The following is an 18872-nucleotide window of genomic DNA, read 5'->3' on the forward strand; positions in this document are numbered from 1 at the left end:
CGACCGCATGGAGATCGAGAATGTCGTTTGCAGTGAAACATTGGCCGAAGCTGACGGTTGGCCGGAAGATTTATGCCCTTATCAGCCTCAGCTTCGTCGGCCTGCTTGGCATCGCAGTACTCGACTCGCGCGAACTGGCATCTAGCCTCAACCAGCAAAAGCAGATCGAACTGAAGCACCTCGGCGAGCTGGCGCTCGGCATCGTCAAGGAAGAGCATGCCGCCGCGCAGAAGGGTGAGATTGCCCCGGCCGACGCGCAGAAGCGGGCGATGGCCCGGCTCGCGGCGCTGCGATATGGCAGCAACGATTATTTCTGGATCAACGACATGCTTCCGCGCATGGTCATGCATCCGATCAAGCCGGAAATGGTCGGCAACGACCTCTCGAACTACAAGGATCCGAACGGCAAGTTCCTGTTCGTCGATTTCGTCGAGACCGTCAAAAAAGACGGCGCCGGCTTTGTCCCCTATGAGTGGCCCAAGCCGGGTTTCGACAAGCCGCAGCCGAAACTGTCCTATGTGGTCGGCTTTGCGCCCTGGAACTGGGTGATCGGCACCGGTGTCTACATCGACGACCTCAAGGCGCAGACCTGGGTTTCGACCCAGCGTTCCCTGATCTTCGCCGGATTGATCCTGCTGTTCACGCTCGCGGTCTCGATCTTCGTCGCCAGGCGCATCACGGCGCCGCTGCAGCGCATGACCGTGACGATGAACGACCTCGCGAGCGGCAACCTCGACGTTGAAGTGCCGGGTGTGGGACGCAGTGACGAAGTCGGCGAGATGGCCAAGGCGGTCGAGGTGTTCAAGAGCAATGCCATTGCCCGTCAGGCTCTCGAGGGCGAGCAGCGGGAGGCGGAGACCCGCGTCGTCGCGGGCCGCAAGGCGGACATGAACAGGATGGCCGATGATTTCGAGGCCGCGGTAGGCCAGATCGTCGAAGCGGTGTCGTCGGCATCGACCCAGCTCGAACTCTCCGCCGGTACGCTCACCTCGACGGCGGAACGCGCCGAGGAACTCGCGACCACCGTTGCGGCGGCCTCCGAGGAAGCCTCGACCAACGTGCAGTCGGTGGCCTCGGCGACCGAGGAGATGTCGTCTTCCGTCAACGAGATCAGCCGTCAGGTGCAGCAATCGGCGCGGATGGCCAATGAAGCTGTCGACCAGGCCCGCACCACCAACGATCGTGTGAGCGAACTCTCGAAGGCCGCCAGCCGCATCGGCGACGTCGTCGAGTTGATCAACACCATCGCCGGCCAGACCAACCTCTTGGCGCTCAACGCCACCATCGAGGCCGCGCGCGCGGGCGAAGCCGGCCGCGGTTTTGCCGTCGTCGCGTCGGAAGTGAAGGCGTTGGCCGAACAGACCGCGAAAGCCACCGGTGAGATCGGCCAGCAGATTTCAGGCATCCAGGCCGCGACCCAGCAATCGGTTGACGCGATCAGGGAGATCAGCGGCACCATCGAGAGGCTGTCGGAAATATCCTCGACCATTGCCGCCGCTGTGGAAGAGCAGGGGGCGGCGACGCAGGAGATTTCTCGCAACGTGCAGCAGGCAGCCCAGGGCACCCAGCAGGTCTCCTCCAACATTGCCGACGTACAGCGCGGCGCCACCGAGACCGGCTCGGCGTCCACGCAGGTGCTCTCTGCGGCCCAATCGCTGTCCGGCGATAGCAACCGCCTCAAGCTCGAGGTCGGCAAGTTCCTGAATTCGGTCCGGGCGGCCTGATACGCGGCGGACGCCGATCCAAAGCCCGGTCGTCACGGACGGCCGGGCTTTCGTTTGCCCGGAGCTGGCCCGCCCCGAGGCAGCTATGCCAGGGAAGTGAAGGGCACCTGCGCCGCCTGCTCTTGGCCTGTGGGCCGGGTTTCGGCTAAATCAGGCCGAACGAATTGGCCCCGCAGCGCCGATTCCTGTCCTGCGGCGGGCTCCGGGAACACTTCTTCTATGATCGCACTGGTACGTATTGCGCTGAGCCGGCCCTATACCTTTGTCGTGCTGGCGCTGCTGCTCCTGATCATCGGCCCGCTGGCCGCGTTGCGTACGCCCACCGACATTTTTCCGGACATCCGGATCCCCGTGATCGGGGTGGTCTGGCAGTATACCGGCCTGCCGCCGGACCAGATGTCGGGACGCATTACCACGCCGTTCCAGCGCGCGCTGACCACCACCGTCAACGACATCGAGCATATCGTCGCCAATTCCTATAACGGCTTCGGCATCATCAAGATCTTCTTCCAGCCGAATGTCGATATCCGCACCGCCAACGCCCAGGTGACGGCGATCTCGCAGACCCTGATCAAGCAGATGCCGCCCGGCGCGACGCCACCGCTGATTTTGAACTACAGCGCGTCCACGGTGCCGATCATCCAGGTCGCGCTGTCGGGCGAGGGCCTCACCGAACAGAACCTCGCCGACATCGGCATCAACCAGTTGCGCACGCCGCTGGTCACGGTGCCCGGCGCCGCCATTCCCTATCCGTTCGGCGGCAAGCAGCGCCAGGTCCAGATCGATCTCGATTCGACCGCACTGCAGGCCCGCGGCCTGTCCGGGCAGGATGTCGCCAACGCGCTGGCGGCGCAGAACCTGATCACGCCGGTCGGAACCCAAAAGATCGGCCAGTTCGAATACACCATTCAGCTCAACAACTCGCCGCTGAAGATGGAAGACCTCGGCGGATTGCCGATCAAGGCCGTCAACGGCGCCATGGTCTATGTCCGTGACGCTGCCACCGTGCGCGACGGCAATCCGCCGCAGACCAATATCGTGCATGTCGACGGCAACCGTTCGGTGCTGATGATGGTGCTGAAGGCGGGCGCGACCTCGACGCTCGATATCATCGCCGGCATCAAGCAGAAGGTGATCGACGTCAAGGACTCGCTGCCCGACGCGCTGAAAATCGGCTTCATCGGCGACCAGTCGGTATTCGTTCGCGGCGCCATCGAGGGCGTCGCCACCGAAGGCGTTATCGCAGCACTTCTGACCAGCGTGATGATCCTGCTGTTTCTCGGCAGCTGGCGCTCCACCGTCATCATCGCGGTCTCGATCCCGCTGTCGGTGCTGGGCGCGATCATCCTGCTGTCGGCGATCGGCGAGACCCTCAACATCATGACGCTCGGCGGGCTGGCGCTCGCGGTCGGCATTCTCGTCGACGACGCCACCGTCACCATCGAGAACATCAACTACCATCTGGAGCAGGGCAAGCCGGTCGAGCAGTCGATCATGGACGGCGCCAACCAGATCGTGACGCCGGCTTTCGTCTCGCTGTTGTGCATCTGCATCGTATTCGTGCCGATGTTCTTCCTGACCGGCGTGGCGCGCTTCCTGTTCGTGCCGATGGCCGAAGCCGTGATGTTTGCGATGATCTGGTCGTTCATCCTGTCGCGCACGCTGGTGCCGACGATGGCGAAATATCTGTTGCAGCCGCATGTGCATCATGAGGGCGGACCGCCGCCGACGCGCAATCCGCTGCTGCGTTTTCAGCGCGGCTTCGAGGCCCGCTTCGAGCGGATCCGCGCCGGTTACCATGATATTCTGTCGATGGCGCTTTCGCGGCGGCCGCTGTTCGTGACCGGCTTTCTTACCGTGGTCGCGCTGTCGTTCCTGCTGGTGCCGTTTCTCGGCCGCAACTTCTTTCCCGCGGTCGATGCCGGCAACATCCTGATGCACGTCCGCACCCAGGTCGGCACCCGCGTCGAGGAAACCGCCAACCAGCTCGCCGACGTGCAGAAGGCGATCCGCAAGATCATTCCGCCCGGTGAGATCGAAACCCTCGCCGACAATATCGGCATGCCGATATCGGGCATCAACATGACCTACAACAACACCGGCGTGATCGGCCCGCAGGATGCCGACGTCCAGGTCAAGCTCCGGGAAGGCCACAAGCCGACGGCGGACTATGTCCAGGTGCTGCGCGAGCAGTTGCCCCGGCTGTTTCCAGGTTTGAGCTTTTCGTTCCTGCCGGCCGACATCGTCAGCCAAATCCTGAATTTCGGCGCGCCGGCGCCAATCGACCTGCAGGTCCGCGGCGCCAACGTCGAAGCGAATTTCGCCTACGCCAACAAATTGCTGAGCCGGATCCGCAAAATTCCCGGTATCGCGGACGCGCGGATCCAGCAGTCGCCCAACAACCCGACCTTCAACATCGACGTCGACCGGACGCGCGCGCAATATGTCGGACTGACCGAACGCGACGTCACCAACAGCCTCGTCGTCAACCTCGCCGGCAGTTCGCAGGTCGCGCCGACCTACTACCTCAACCCGGACAACGGCGTTTCCTATTCGATCGTGATGCAGACGCCGCAATACCAGATCGACTCGCTGAGCGCGCTGCAGGCGCTGCCGATCACGGCGACCGGCAACCCGCAATCGCCGATCCTTGGCGGCATCGCCGACGTCAAGCGCGCGACCTCGAGCGCCGTGGTCTCGCAATACGACATCCAGTCGATGGTGCAGATCTACGCCACCCCGCAGGGCCGCGACCTCGGCGCGGTCGCCGCCGACGTCAGGGCGCTGATGGCGGATACGGCCAAGGACGTGCCGAAGGGCTCGTCGGTAGTGCTGCTCGGCCAGGTGCAGACCATGAACAGCGCATTCTCCGGCCTGCTGTTCGGGCTGTTGGCCGCGGTGGTGCTGATCTATTTCCTGATCGTGGTGAACTTCCAGTCCTGGTCCGACCCGTTCGTGATCATCACCGCGTTGCCGGCCGCGCTCGCCGGGATCGTCTGGATGTTGTTCACCACCCAGACCACGCTGTCGGTGCCGGCGCTGACCGGCGCCATCATGTGCATGGGTGTGGCGACCGCCAACAGCGTGCTGGTGATCAGCTTCGCCCGCGAGCGTTATGAAGAGCTCGGCGATCCCATCGCTGCAGCGCTGGAGGCCGGTTTCGTCCGCTTCCGGCCGGTGCTGATGACGGCGCTGGCGATGATCATCGGCATGGCGCCGATGGCGCTGGGCCTCGGCGAGGGCGGCGAGCAGAACGCCCCGCTCGGACGCGCCGTGATCGGCGGATTGATCTTCGCGACGATCGCGACCCTGATGTTTGTTCCCGTGGTATTTAGTATGGTACACAAGAAGCAAGGCGCCAAAGCCGCCGCCTCATCGGAGATTCCGCATGCCGCCCACTGAACAGCGCCCGCCGGTCTCGCACCGGAAACTGGGCATATTCGGCGTGGTGGCGGTGGTCGGGGCCGGGCTGATCGTCGCCACCGGTATCCGGGCGCGCGAGGATTCGAGTTCCAAGCTGAAGGAATGGACCGACAACCAGGCGGTTCCGACGGTCGCCGTGGCGCCGCCGAGCGGCCGGGCGCTCACTCCCACTCTCGATCTGCCGGGCCGGCTGGAGGCCTATTCGCGGGCGCCGATCCTGGCCCGCGTCTCTGGCTACCTGAAAAGCTGGAGCGCCGATATCGGCGCCCAGGTCAAGGCCGGCCAAGTGATCGCCGAGATCGAGGCGCCGGACCTCGACCAGCAATTGCTGCAGGCCAGAGCCGATCTCGTCAGCCAGCAGTCGAGTGCGCGGCTGTCGGAAGCCACGCTGAACCGGCGCAAGACGCTGGTCGCCTCGAATTTCGTTTCGGCCCAGGAAATCGACGAGCGCACCGCCGACCTCGCCAACAAGCTGGCCGCCGTCAATTCCGGCCAGGCCAATGTCGAGCGGCTGGAAGCGCTCGCCGGTTACAAGAAGATCACGGTGCCGTTCGACGGCGTCGTCACCGCGCGCGACACCGACGTCGGCGCGCTGATCAATGCCGGCGGCGGTGCGGGACCGGCGATGTTCGTGGTGTCGGACATCACCAAGCTGCGCGTCTATGTCAACGTGCCGCAGAACTACGTGCCCGCGATCAAGATCGGCGCCAAGGCCGCGCTGACCATGCCGGAATACCCGAACCGGACCTTTGCGGCGACCGTCGAAGCTTCGTCGCAATCGGTCGATATTTCCTCCGGCACCACGCGGATGCAGCTGGCGCTGGACAATTCGGCGGGCGAACTGATGCCGGGCGGTTACGCCAATGTGCGGCTCAACCTGCAGCGCGACGCGGTGCCGCTGCACATTCCCTCCAGCGCGCTGATTTTCAACCAGAACGGCCTGCGGGTCGCGACCGTCGGTCCCGACGACAAGGTGTTGTTCAAGACCGTGACGATCGCCCGCGATCTCGGCAAGGAGATCGAACTGGCCTCGGGCGTCACCGTCGACGACCGCATCATCACCGCGCCGCCGGACGGCCTCGCCGACGGCGACCCGGTCCGCGTGGTTGGCCCCGGCGCCAAGGGAAAACCGACGGCCTCGGAAAAGCAGGACGTGAAGGGGTAGGGGCGCTGTTCTCTATCCCTCGTCATGGCCGGGCAAAAGCGCGAAGCGCGTCTTCGCGCTAGATGACCCGGCCATCCACGGCTTACTTTCTTTCCATCGGGCTAAAGACGTTGATGGCCGGGTCAAGCCCGGCCATGACGGTGAAACCTACTTCACCCCACCCGCCACTCCAGTACACCGTCCTCGGCCGTCATCACATGGCCCAGCGACCCCACCGGCGTGCGGTCCATGTTCAGCAAATGTGCCAACGTCGCGGCATCATTGGCGGGCACGCGCGCCAGCGCGCGGGCATTTTGCTCCGTGCGCAGCATCACCACGCCGTGCTCGACTTCGCCCTTGCCCTTGTAGATCACGGTAAAGCTCTCGGCCTTGCCCTTGCCCGCGGCCTCGGTGACGAATTCCGGCACCGCACCCTTGGCCCGGTCGGCCTCGGCCTGCACGCTGGTGTGCTGCGATAACGCTTGTTTCGGCGCCTCGCGCGACAGCACCACGCCGTGATGCTTGGTGACGAAGCCGCCCTGGCCGTAGAGCAGGCCGAGCTTGCCGCGCTCGCGCAAGCGCCGCACCATCGCGCAGGCGGCATGCGTCATGTAGGTGTTGAGCGGGGCGCCGAAGAACGTCAGCCCACCGGTCACGGTCGGCTGCACGTCGGGGCCGAGACCGAGTGTCCGCCGCGCCATCTTCGGCACGCAGGGAAAGCAGCTATACAATTCGATGGCGTCGAATTTCTTGCCGTCTCCTTCGACCAGATCCATCACCGCCTTCAGCACCGCATTCTGCGGATGGCTTTCGTAGAACTGGTCGCGCAGCAGATAGTCGCGCGGCTCTTCCGCCGACGCGCCGCCCCAGACATAGACCAGGCGATCCTCGGGCACGCCGGCCGCGCGGGCTTTCGCCAGTGAGGTCAGCAGCACCGCGCCGCCCATGTTGACGGTTGGATTGGCGACCATCAGCTTGGTGTAGGGCCACGCGATCAGGCGATTGTCCGGCGTCGCCGTCGTGATCTCATCCGGCGCCAGCGCTTTCTTCATCCACGAGTTCGGATTTTTTGACGCCACGTGCGAATAGGTCGACCACAGCGCGCCGGATTCCGCCAGCGCTTCGCGTGGAGTCTGGCCCCAATGCGCCGAGGTCGCGGACTCATAGAGCGGGTACACCGTAATGGGGCGGAACACGCCGAGCTTCACCGCCATCGGCTTCTGGAACACGGCGCCGCGCTTTGGCTCCTCGACGTCGCTGGCGAACGGTGTCCACGGCAGCGTGATGCCGCCGCGCTCGGCCTTGGTCGCGGTCGATTGCGCTTCGGCGCCGCAAACGGCAGCCACGCTGCACTCGCCGCGCGCGATGCGCTTCGCTGCTTCGTGAATGTAGCGGATCGGGCTCTCGCCGCCGACCGGGCCGTAATAGTTATGCGCAGGGCTGACGCCAAGCCGCGCCGCGAGCAATTTTTCGGGATCGCGGTAGCGCCAGCTCAGGAAATTGACGACGTCGAGCGAGCCGAGCTCGCCGATCAGCTTGGCGCCACTGTCGGCTTCGGCGCGCCGCACCGCCTCTTCGAGCAACGTGAGCGGTTCGAGGCCGGCGGCGATATCCGCTGGCCGGTCGACGATTTCGCCGACGCCGACGATGACGGGAATGCGGTCTTCGGGGAGGGAGTTGTTTGACATTTTTTCTTGCTTTGCTTTCGGGTCATCTAATTCCGGTCATTCCGGGATGGTCCGAAGGACCAGACCCGGAATCTCGAGATTCTCAGATGCGCAATTGCGCATCGTAGTTCGATGCTTCGCATCGCCCCGGAATGACGGGAAGGCCGTCACTCCTCCATCAACGCGTTCATGTGCTCGACCGCCTCGATAAAATCTTCCTTGAATTCCTGCACCACCGCGCCCGCCGACTTCACGCTGTCGATCAGGCCGACGCCCTGGCCGACGAAATAACTGACGAGGTCGCGCGCCTGCGCATTGCCGGCGGCCGCCGCACGGTCGATCGAGTTGAAGGCGTCGCGGCTGATGATGCTTTGCAGCGGCATCGGCAGCGCGCCGGGGCTGTCGGGGCCGCGATCCCAGGCATCGGTCCACACCGAGCGCAACTGCCGCGCGGGCTTGCCGGTGCGGCCCTTGGAGCGAATGGCATCGCGGGAGGAGGCCGCGATCATTTTCTCGCGGAAGATCTCGGTGGTTTCGGATTCGACGGTCGCGAGCCATACCGAGCCGGTCCAGGCGCCGGCGGCGCCCATCGCCATGCAGGCCGCCATCTGGCGTCCTGTCATGATGCCGCCGGCGGCCAGCACCGGCACGTCGCGGATCGGTTTGATCGCCTTGATCACCTCGGGCACCAGCACCATGGTCGAGACCTCGCCGCAATGGCCGCCGGCCTCGGTGCCCTGCACCACGAGAATATCGACGCCGGCCGCGACCTGGCGCAGCGCATGTTCCTTGGCGCCGACCAAAGCCGCGACCGGAACACCGTGCTTCCTGCCTTTGTCGATCATCGCCTTCGGCGGCACGCCCAGCGCATTGGCGATCAGCTTGATCGGATGCTGGAATGAAACATCCAGCAGTTCCAGCGCGCGTTGCGCGTCGAACGGTTGCGGCTGGTTGTCGGCGACGTTGGCCGTCGTCAGTTCGATGCCGTATTTCTTCAGCAGGTTCCGGGTGAAGTCGCGATGCTGCGGCGAAATCCGCGCCTCCAGGCTCTTCCAGGTGACGTCCTTTTCGCCTGATGTCGAAATGTTTTCCGGGATCAGCACGTCGAGCCCGTAAGGCTTGCCGTCGCAGTGATCGTCGATCCATTTCAGTTCCTGCTCGAGCGATTCCGGGGAATGCGAGGTGGCGCCCAGCACGCCAAAGCCGCCAGCGCGGCTGACGGCCGCAACGACGTCGCGGCAGTGGCTGAAGGCGAACAGCGGGAACTCAATTCCCAGCATGTCGCAGATCGGCGATTTCATGGCGGTATCACTCCCTGTGGCGGCCGTTGGCAGCCGCTCATTTTGGTTTTGATATGCGGTGTTGGTCCGACGCTAGCCCATCGGGGCTACGAAAGCCAAGCGGGTTTCCCGGCAGGTATTTCTACGCATTCCATCTCGCAAAATATCAGCGCGCGGAAGGGTGGAGCGGCCGACGCTGTCACAGCAGATGAAAGTCCGACGGTGCGAGCAGTACTTGCGTCTGGGCGCTGGGGGCGGCGTGATCGGGCGCTTCGGACAGGTACGGAAGGCCGACGTTGACGGCTGTCCCCGGAAAGCTTGCCGCGACATGGGAGACATCCGCAGGGTTACCGGCAAGGTCGGCGATGACAGCGCCATGGGCGTCCAGGCCGTTCACCGCAAGCGCCAGCGTTCCGTGCGTGGTGGCCGACACCAGTTGGTCGAACACCAATTTGTCGGCATTGCCGAGGGCCAGCGTGGCGGCGGCGTCGTAGACCGCCGAGCCGCCGTCGTTCAGGGTCAACGTCGGTGCGCCGCCGGTGACCGCGACGGGTTCGTTGAAGTCCAGGGTGACGGAGAGCGTACTGCCTGCGGCCGCGACGCCGTTCGATGGCGCAACGTCGATGCCAATCTGAAGCGGCGGCGTGGTGTCGATCTGCAATACCTCCGCGGGATTGCCAACCGCGCCAGTCAGCACCGCGTCATGGCCGTTGGCATCCTGCGCGGTGGCGCCGTTGAGGTTGACGGAGGTCACCGTGAGGTCCGGCGTATTTTCGCCTGACGCGACCGCATAGTCGAAGGTGAGCGCGCTGGAGCCGCTGCCGCCGGTATAGGTGGCGATGCCGCCGTCGTTCAATGTCAGCGTCGGCGTGCCGTTTGACGTGTCGACGTTAACAGCCTCGTTGGCGTTGAGCGTCAGCGTCACCACATGGCCGGCGTTGAGATCGCCGGCGCCGGCGGTGATGCCACTGCCTGATGTCGTCACCGACAGCACCGCGGGATCGAGATAGATCAAGGTGCCGCCGCTGCCGTCGCCGGTGACATGAAACGATTGTCCGGAAAAATCGTCTGACGGGTCGAACTGGAACAGGTAGGTCTTGTTGTGTTCGAAAATGCTGAGCACATTGCCGGCGAGCAATTGCACGGTCGGATGGGCGCCGACGGGCGCGCCGATGAAATCGATGGTGTCACCGGCGACAAATCCGCTGATGACGTTGGTGGGCGCGGTCGCGGCCTCGATGTCGAGCACGCCGCCCGGGCCGTGAAAAGCGATCGGAGCGGCGCCGGTCAGCGCCCCGTCCGCGAGATCCAGCGTACCGCCGTTGATGACAACACCGTTCAGCGTGCCGCCGGAATTGACCGTCAGCGTGCTGCCGGCATCGATCGTGGTGTCGTTGGCGGCGCCGCCAAGGAAAACTGTCCCGTTGCCGCCGTCGAGCAACGCGCCCTCGCTGAGGCCGTTGGCGCCGACCACCAACTTGCCGCCGGCTTCCACCACGAGATTGCCGACCGTGTCGCCCGAGGCGACGAAGTAAGTCTCGCCGTTGATGACGATGTTGGCGGGCTCGGACGGATTCCAGCCGAGCACGTTCATCACCGTGAGGTCGGATTGGGTCAGCGCGTCGATGACACCGGAATTGCTGAAATCGTTGAACGAGTCATTGCCACCCGGCCCGGGGCCGCCACCTGCGGGGCCAAACCCGGAATACCAGTCGCCGAGATCGCCACTGTTGGGATCGTTGTTCCAGTTGCCGAGATTGGTGACGCCATTGTCGATCGAGAAATAGCCGGTGGAGTGCGGGCCGCCGGGCACAAGTTCACGCACGCCAGGCGCCGAGTAGCGGAACAGATCCTCGGTGCCATAGGCGTTGGAATAGTGGTCGCCGGTGCCGCCGAGGATCGAGTGCCGGCCGAGCACTTCGGTGATCTCATGCTCGACAGTCCCGATGAAGTAGTACTGGTTGGGGCCGCCCTTGACGTTGGGCGTGTAGGACCAATTTGCATCGGTGGCGAAGCCGACCCACCCATCATTGCCGGGCGCGTTGGCGGCGATCAGCCCCAGCGCCTTCGCTTCCGCCGTACCGATGTCGAAGACGTCGCCGCCGGTGACGTCGGTGGCCGGCAGCGTGGCATCGGCCGCGGTCTGGACCGGCGAATTGGCGTTGGCGAGCAGGCCATTCTTGATGGTGGTGAAATCATAGGCCGGTGCCGTCGCGGTTTCGCTCTCGCCGAGGTCGCCGGCGTTGAGCGGCTTGCCGCCGACTTCGCCCCAGCCGACCTTGATGTTGACGGTGACGTTGTTGGTGAACGCGGCGTCCAGGATACTGACGGCGTAATTGACGTCATTCCTGAACGGGGCCGGCGCGCTGCTCACGCTTGCGCCGAATGTGACGTTGATCTGCATCGCGGCCTTTCAAAGCCGGGCCCCGACGACCGGGCCCCCGCCGATTGCAGCAAAGAATACCTATCGGATTCAAGGGGTCTTGGACCCACCGGCGCTGGCCCGCGGAAATCTTGGACTGGATGGCGCTCCCTGCGGTAACCGATTGTCGGAATTCGCCATTTTGCAATATTGCGGGGCCGGCCCTGCATCCTTGGCCCTTGCGCTTTCGTGAGGCCCGGAGAATGCTGGCCACCAAATCGAAAAAAATCCAGGGAGTTCGCATCCATGTCCGCCATGCCATCCGCCGCCGCCAAACCTGCCGAGAGCTACGACGTCGTCGTGGTCGGTGCAGGCTTTGCCGGCATGTACATGCTGCACCGACTGCGTGGGCAGGGAATGACGGCGCGGGTCTACGAGCAGGGCAGTGGCGTCGGCGGCACCTGGTACTGGAACCGCTATCCCGGCGCGCGCTGCGACGTCGAGAGCATGCAATATTCCTATTCGTTCTCGGAAGAACTGCAGCAGGAATGGGACTGGAGCGAACGCTACGCGCCGCAGCCGGAGATCCTGAAATACGCCAACCATGTCGCCGACCGTTTCAATCTGCGGCCGGACATCCAGTTCAACACAACAGTCGAGCGCGCCGTGTTCGACGAGGCGACCAATCTCTGGTCGGTTGCGACCTCAGACGGCAACACCGCGATGGCAAGGTTCTTCGTGCTCGCGACCGGCTGCCTGTCGAACGCGAGGATGCCCGACATCAAGGGGATCGATCGCTTTGAGGGCAAGGTTTATCACACCGGCCACTGGCCGCATGAGGAGGTCGATTTCACCGGCCTGCGCGTCGGTGTGATCGGAACCGGTTCGTCGGCGATCCAGTCGGTGCCCATCATTGCCGAGCAGGCCAGCCAGCTCACCGTGTTTCAGCGAACCGCGAATTTCTCGATTCCCGCCCGCAACGCGGCGCTCACCGAAGAGGAGCGGCAATCGTTCCGGTCGCGCTATCCCGAAATCCGGCAGTTCGCCCGCGAAGTCGCGCGCAACGGCATCTATACCGAGATGCCCGACCGTGGCGCGCTCGACGACGGCGACAACGAGCGCCGCTCGAAATACGAGGCGCGCTGGGCCAGCGGCGGGCTCACCTTCATGTCTGTTTACAACAACCTGGCGCTGGAGCAGGCGGCCAACGACACCGCCGCCAATTTCGTCCGCGAGAAGATCGCCGAGATCGTTAGGGATCCCCAGACCGCAAAGCTGCTGCAGCCGAATAACCATCCGATCGGCTCCAAGCGCATCTGCATCGATACGGATTATTTCAAAACCTTCAACCGTCCGAACGTGACGCTGGTCGACATCAAGTCGACCCCGATCGAGGAGATCACCGACAACGCGGTGCGCACCGGGGCGAAGGACTACGAAGTCGACGCGCTGGTGCTCGCCACCGGCTTCGACGCCATGACGGGTTCGGTCGCCAAGATCGATATTCACGGCCGCGACGGGCAGACGCTGAACGACAAATGGGTCGCGGGTCCGCGCACGTATCTGGGCCTGATGAGCGCGGGCTTTCCCAACCTCTTCGTCATCACCGGGCCCGGCAGCCCGTCGGTGCTGTCGAACATGATCGTCTCGATCGAACAGCACGTCGACTGGATCGCCGATTGCGTCAGCTACATGCGCGACAACGGGCTCGACACCATGGAAGCCGCCGTGGAGGCGGAAGACAAATGGGTCGCCCATGTCAACGAGGTCGCCTACGCCACGCTCTATCCGCAGGCCAATTCCTGGTACATGGGGGCCAACGTGCCCGGCAAGCCGCGGATCTTCATGCCCTATATCGGCGGCGTCGGCCCGTACCGGCAGATCTGCAACGACGTCGCGGCGAAGGGGTATGAGGGATTTGTGATGGCGGGGGTGGAGCAGCCGCGCAAGGCGGCGGCGTCGTAAGCTCGGTCCCGTAGGGTGGGCAAAGCGAAGCGTGCCCACCATTCCCAAATGAAGCTGCCGATGGATGATGGGCACGGCGCAAACGCGCCTTTGCCCACCCTACGACGGGGCCTAAACCTCCAGCCACTCCTTGCGCACGCCGGCATTGGCGGCAAGCTCTGCCGGCGTTCCCTCGAACACGATACGGCCGTGGCCCATGACGTAGAGGCGGCGGGAAATTCGCAGCGCGATGGTGAGCTTCTGTTCCACCAGCAGGATCGCGGTGCCGCGCTTGGCGATTTCGTCGAGCAGCGTGCCGACCTGTTCGACCAGTTTGGGCGCGAGGCCCTCGGTCGGCTCGTCGATGATGACCAGATCAGGGTCGCCCATCAGGGTGCGGCACATCGTCAGCATCTGTTGCTCGCCGCCCGACAGCACGCCGGCGGGATTGTCCTGGCGCGCGGCGAGATTGGGAAACAGCGCGAACACGTCGGCGAATTTCCAGCGCCCTTCGACGCCGGCGCGCTTCATCCCGAGCTCGAGGTTCTGTTTCACGGTGAGACCCGGAAACACCTGGCGGTCTTCGGGTACGTAGCCGATGCCGAGATGGGCGATCTGGTCGGGCCGCAGCCCCGCGATCGAGCGGCCCTTGAAGGCGACGTTGCCGACCGGTGGCAGCAGCCCCATGATGGTCTTGCAGGCGGTCGAGCGGCCGACGCCGTTGCGGCCGAGCAGGCTGACGATCTCGCCCTGATCGACCGAGAGGTCGACGCCTTGCAGGATGTGGCTCTTGCCGTAATAGGCATGGAGATCGCGGACCTCGAGCATCATGCCGCCACCGTCCCGAGATAGGCTTCCTGCACGGCGGCGTTGCCGCGGATGGCGGTCGGTGCGTCGGACGCGATCACCTCGCCATAGACCAGCACGGTGATGCGGTCGGCGAGGCCGAACACTACGCTCATGTCGTGCTCGACCATGATCAGCGTCTTGCCTTCGGACACGCTGCGGATCAGCGCCACCGCGCTGTCGGTCTCGCTGTGGCTCATGCCGGCGGTCGGCTCGTCCAGCAGAATGATCTCGGCGCCGCCCGCGATGGTGATGCCGATCTCCAGCGCGCGCTGCTCGGCGTAGGACAAGAGCCCGGCCTGAAGGTTGCGACGGTCGGACAGTTTCAGTCGTTCCAGCAATTGGTCGGCGGCCTCGTTCAGCGCCTTCTGTCGTCCCAGCAGGTGCCAGAACGAGTAGCGATAACCCTGCGACCACAACAGGCCGCAGCGGATGTTCTCGAACACGGTCATGCGCGGGAAGATCGAGGTGATCTGGAAACTGCGCGACAGGCCGAGCCGGTTGATCTCTTGCGGCGCCAGATTGGCGGTCGATTGGCCGTCGACGGTGATCGAGCCGGAGCTGATCGGAAAGCGCCCCGAGATCAGGTTGAACAACGTGGTTTTGCCGGCGCCGTTGGGGCCGATGATGGCGTGACGTTCGCCGCGCGGGATCGAGAGGTTGACGCCGCGGATGATCTCGGTGCGGCCGAAACGCTTGCAGACGTCGCGCAGTTCGATGGCGGGCGGGAGGGCGTCCGTGCTCACGACATCGCCCCCTTCAATTTAATACTTTCGGTCACGGCGTCCCAGCGCTCGCGAAAGCCGCGGGCCTCGCGGCGCAGCCACAGCGTGCCGAGCACCAGCGCCGCCAGCGCGATCACCCAGGGCAACGGCGCCGTGGTGTCGATGAGGTGGCCGCCGATCGAGAATGTCTTGCCCTGCGCGGCGCCGATCGTGGTGAAGGAGGCGAGTTCCACCAGTAGCACGAAGCCGAGCAGGACGATCAGTGCCGGCGGAAAAGCCCGTGCATAGGGTAGCGCCAGTTCGCGCATCCGTCCGGCGCGCCAGATCGGCATATGCATGAACAGCAGCCCGATCAGCCCGCCCGGCGCGTACATCACCATGACGATGAAGAGAATGCCGACATAGAGCAGCCAGGCATTGCTGAGCAGGCTGACGCCGCTCTGCAGCAGCACCACCACGATGGTGCCGAGGATCGGTCCGAAGAATCCGCCGGCGCCGCCGATATAGACCGCGAGCAGCGCGTTGGCGGATTTCGCCGCCGACACCGTGTCGAAGGTGACGATTTCGTAGATCAGCACATAGAGGCCGCCGCCGATGCCGGCGAAGAAGCCGGACAGTGCGAATTGATAGAGCCGCACCATGCGCGGATCGTAGCCGACGAACTGCGCGCGCTCGAAATTGTCGCGGGTGGCGTTGGCGATGCTGCCGAGCGGGGTCTGGGTTTGCAGCTTCATCAGCACGGCGGCGATGAAGGCCCAGACCAGCACCAGGCAGTAGACCTGCCACGGCGAGGAGTAGCTGACGCCGAACAGACTGGTATCCATCACACGATCGACGCTGATGCCGCCTTCGCCGCCGAAGAAACCCATGAACATCAGGGCCGCGGCCGAGACCAGTTCGCCGAGCCCCATCGTGATCATGGCGAACGCCGTGGCGCGCTGCTTGGTGACCAGCCAGCCGAACACGTAACCGAAGAACAGTCCGCCGAGCCCGCCGGCCAGCGGCACCAGTTCGGTCGGCAGCCAGATCGTGCCGGCCTTGACGAGAAGCACGACATGCGCGGCGCAGTAGGCGCCCATGCCGAGCAGCACGGCGTGCCCGAACGACAGCAGGCCGGCCTGGCCCATCAGCATGTTGTAGGACAGCGCGAAGATCGCCATCACGCCGATCTCGCTCATCAAGGTCAGCACGAAACCGGAATGGCGGCCCTTGCCCCAGTCGTAGAACAGGAACGGGATCGCGAGCAGGATGACGAAAGCGAGAATCCAGGGCCAATGGCGGCGCAGCAGGGTCATGTATCGCGCGTCCCCATCAGTCCGCGCGGCCGGAACACCAGGATCAGCACCAGCATCAGGAACGGCAACAGCGCGCCGACCCGCGGCAGGGTCACGTTGAGAACCTCGGCGAACGGCGTGCTCGACGTCACCGTGTATCCAAACTTGGCCAGCAGGTCCGCCAGCGAGACGTCGAACACGACGGCAAAGGTTTGGATCAGCCCCATCAATATCGAAGCGATGAAGCAGCCGGCCAGCGAACCGAGCCCGCCGAACACCACCACGACGAACACGATCGGCCCCATGGTGAAGGCCATCGCCGGCTCGGTGACCTGGTAGTTGCCGCCAATCACGCCGGCGAGGCCCGCCAGGGCCGTACCGGCGGCGAACACGAGGGTGAAGATGCGTGGCACGTTATGGCCGAGTGCCGAGGCCATGTCGGGATGGGTGAGGGCGGCCTGGATCACGAGGCCGATGCGCGTACGCGTGAGCCCGAGCCAGATCGCGCCGAACATCAGGCCGGAGATCACCAGCATGAAGGCGCGGTAGGCCGGGAACTGGGTGCCGTAAACCCTGAACAGCGGGAAATCCAGGAGCTCCGGCACCCGGTAGGGCACCGGCAGCAGGCCCCAGGTCATCTGCACGCCCTTTTCGATCAGCAGCGCAAGGCCGAAGGTGAACAGCAATTCGGCGATGTGGCCGTTGCGGTGGACGCGTCGCAGCCCGAACATTTCGATGCCGGCGCCGACCAGGCCGCACAGCAGGGGCGCGATCACCAGCGCGGGCCAGAAGCCGATATAGACGCTGATGGTGTAGGCGAAATACGCGCCCAGCATGTAGGCGCTGGCATGCGCGAAGTTGAGCACGCCCATCATGCTGAGGATGAGCGTCAGCCCGCTCGCCAGCATGAACAACAGCATGCCGTAAACGAGGCCATTCAAAAGCGAGACGACGAAGACTTCCATTACACAGGGCCCATCCGCAAAGCGCGACGCCCGCTTCCATCATGGAAGCGGGCGGCTGGTATGTCGGTCAGGCTCCGCTCGGGCGCTTCATCTTGCAGGTATTGGGCTGGTCGATGTCCTTGGAGAGGATGGTCGCCGTGTTCTCCCAGCCGAGACCGGTGCCTTCGGCGTCGTATTTGACGCCCTTCTTGAAGGTGCCGACGAAGTACTCGCTGATGATCTGGTGATCATCCTTGCGCATCTTGGTGTCGAAGCCGAGGAAGTCCTTGAGCGAGAGGTCTTCCATTGCGGTTGCGATCTTGGTCGCATCGACCGAGCCCGCCTTGTTCACCGCCGCCTGCAGATATTCGAAGATGGTGCGGAAGCCGGCGGCCGAGAAGTCGAACTTGTGCTTTTCGCGGAAACCTTCGGCAAAGGCTTCGGCTTCCTTGTTGCCGATGGCGGGCGCGACGTTTTCGCCGAACGACATCACCGCCAGCACGCGGTTGTCGCCGCCGGCGCCGATCGCGGTCGGGCCGCCGGCGAGATGGGCATAGAAGGTGTAGTAGTGCAGGTCAGCGCCGGCATCGACGCCGGCCTTGATCAAGAGGTTCATGTCCGGGCCCCAGTTGCCGGTCAGCAGCGCCTGGGCGCCCGAGGCCTTGATCTTGGTAATATAGGGCGAGAAGTCCTTGATCTTGCCGAGCGGGATCAGTTCGTCTCCGACCACCTGCACGTCGGGCCGAAGCTTGGTGAGATAGTTCTTCACCTCGCGCTGCACCGATTGTCCGAACAGGTAATCCTGGTTGATCAGGTAGACCTTGGTGGTGTCCTTGGGCAACGCTCGGACCATCACTTCGGCCTTCATGCCGGCGTGGAGGTCGAAGCGGAAATGCCAGAAGCTGCACTGCTCGTTGGTGAGCTCGGGGGCCACCGCGCCGCAGTTCAGGTAGATGATGCGGTTGTCGGGGTTGCGCTCGTTATGCTTGTTGGTGGCGTCGATCAGGGCGGCAGCGATGTTGGAGCCGCTGCACTGCATGATGAAGGGCATGTTCTGGTCGGTGGCGCTCTTCAGCGCGATCAACGCGTCCGAAGGCTGCGACTTGTTGTCGAACGGGACCAGCTCGAATTTCTTGCCGAGCGCGCCTCCCTTCGAATTGATGTAGTCGATGATGTATTGCATCTGCTTCAGGTTGGCGTCGCCGACTTGCGCGAACGGGCCTGAGAGCGGGTCGGTGTAGGCAACCTTGATGGTGGCCTGGGCGCTGGCATGGCCGCAGCCGGCGATCGCCATCACGATTCCAGAGAACACGGCTAACCACTTGCCTCGCAGCATGGTGCATTCCTCCCCTGATGTTGCCCGCATTATTGTTCTTGTTGCGGTGCTTGGACGAAACCGTAACATGGAGACTGCGCTGGCCGCCACAACGATTTGTCTGGCGCCGGTGACCCCCTCTTGTGCGCCCCGCACACGCAACATAATTCCGCCATGCGGCAGGATCGTCTAATACCAGACACGGCCGAAAGAGCCTGGAGCCA

General features: G+C 64.2%; 12 protein-coding genes. 4 read left to right on the plus strand and 8 right to left on the minus strand.

Annotated elements, in window-relative coordinates; translation table 11 throughout:
- Positions 1 to 20: 20 nt before the first annotated feature.
- From BLS26_RS29535 to BLS26_RS29545, 3 genes are all read left to right on the plus strand, one after another.
- Complete coding sequence (locus BLS26_RS29535; protein WP_092516018.1) at positions 21 to 1724, plus strand: methyl-accepting chemotaxis protein; 1704 nt, start codon at positions 21 to 23, stop codon at positions 1722 to 1724.
- A gap of 219 nt (positions 1725 to 1943) precedes the next feature.
- Complete coding sequence (locus tag BLS26_RS29540; RefSeq protein ID WP_092516019.1) at positions 1944 to 5126, plus strand: efflux RND transporter permease subunit; 3183 nt, start codon at positions 1944 to 1946, stop codon at positions 5124 to 5126.
- On the plus strand, positions 5113 to 6312 hold the full coding sequence (locus BLS26_RS29545; protein ID WP_092516020.1) for an efflux RND transporter periplasmic adaptor subunit: 1200 nt from the start codon (positions 5113 to 5115) through the stop codon (positions 6310 to 6312). The genes BLS26_RS29540 and BLS26_RS29545 overlap by 14 nt, the downstream gene beginning before the upstream one ends.
- A gap of 152 nt (positions 6313 to 6464) precedes the next feature.
- On the opposite strand, the gene BLS26_RS29550 is transcribed toward BLS26_RS29545, so the two are convergent.
- The 3 genes from BLS26_RS29550 to BLS26_RS29560 form a co-directional block, all read right to left on the minus strand.
- A complete protein-coding gene (locus tag BLS26_RS29550) occupies positions 6465 to 7979 on the minus strand; it encodes an acetyl-CoA acetyltransferase (protein WP_092516021.1) in 1515 nt (504 codons plus the stop codon).
- Between the two features lie 146 nt (positions 7980 to 8125).
- Positions 8126 to 9259: a nitronate monooxygenase gene (locus BLS26_RS29555; protein ID WP_092516022.1), complete on the minus strand. Its 1134-nt coding sequence runs from the start codon at positions 9257 to 9259 to the stop codon at positions 8126 to 8128.
- 178 nt (positions 9260 to 9437) lie between these two features.
- On the minus strand, positions 9438 to 11642 hold the full coding sequence (locus BLS26_RS29560) for an NF038122 family metalloprotease (RefSeq protein WP_092516023.1): 2205 nt from the start codon (positions 11640 to 11642) through the stop codon (positions 9438 to 9440).
- 264 nt (positions 11643 to 11906) lie between these two features.
- Between BLS26_RS29560 and BLS26_RS29565 the strand changes: the two genes are divergently transcribed.
- Entirely contained in the window at positions 11907 to 13565 is a 1659-nt protein-coding gene (locus tag BLS26_RS29565) for an NAD(P)/FAD-dependent oxidoreductase (RefSeq protein WP_092516024.1), read from the plus strand.
- A 111-nt stretch (positions 13566 to 13676) separates the two neighbouring features.
- Here the strand turns inward: BLS26_RS29565 and BLS26_RS29570 are convergent, their stop codons facing one another.
- The 5 genes from BLS26_RS29570 to BLS26_RS29590 all read right to left on the minus strand — a co-directional run bounded on the left by BLS26_RS29570 (position 13677) and on the right by BLS26_RS29590 (position 18669).
- A complete protein-coding gene (locus tag BLS26_RS29570) occupies positions 13677 to 14372 on the minus strand; it encodes an ABC transporter ATP-binding protein (protein WP_092518765.1) in 696 nt (231 codons plus the stop codon).
- Positions 14372 to 15136, minus strand: coding sequence for an ABC transporter ATP-binding protein (locus BLS26_RS29575; RefSeq protein ID WP_092516025.1), 765 nt, complete (start codon positions 15134 to 15136; stop codon positions 14372 to 14374). The genes BLS26_RS29570 and BLS26_RS29575 overlap by 1 nt, the downstream gene beginning before the upstream one ends.
- Positions 15133 to 16410 carry a branched-chain amino acid ABC transporter permease gene (locus BLS26_RS29580; protein ID WP_092516026.1) on the minus strand — a complete coding sequence of 426 codons (1278 nt, stop codon included), beginning with the start codon at positions 16408 to 16410 and terminating at the stop codon, positions 15133 to 15135. The genes BLS26_RS29575 and BLS26_RS29580 overlap by 4 nt, the downstream gene beginning before the upstream one ends.
- Complete coding sequence (locus tag BLS26_RS29585; protein ID WP_092516027.1) at positions 16407 to 17354, minus strand: branched-chain amino acid ABC transporter permease; 948 nt, start codon at positions 17352 to 17354, stop codon at positions 16407 to 16409. The genes BLS26_RS29580 and BLS26_RS29585 overlap by 4 nt, the downstream gene beginning before the upstream one ends.
- Positions 17355 to 17421: 67 nt before the next feature.
- A complete protein-coding gene (locus BLS26_RS29590) occupies positions 17422 to 18669 on the minus strand; it encodes a branched-chain amino acid ABC transporter substrate-binding protein (RefSeq protein WP_157676616.1) in 1248 nt (415 codons plus the stop codon).
- Between the last annotated feature and the right edge of the window lie 203 nt (positions 18670 to 18872).

It is taken from the genome of Afipia sp. GAS231, assembly GCF_900103365.1.
Taxonomy (GTDB): Bacteria; Pseudomonadota; Alphaproteobacteria; order Rhizobiales; family Xanthobacteraceae; genus Bradyrhizobium.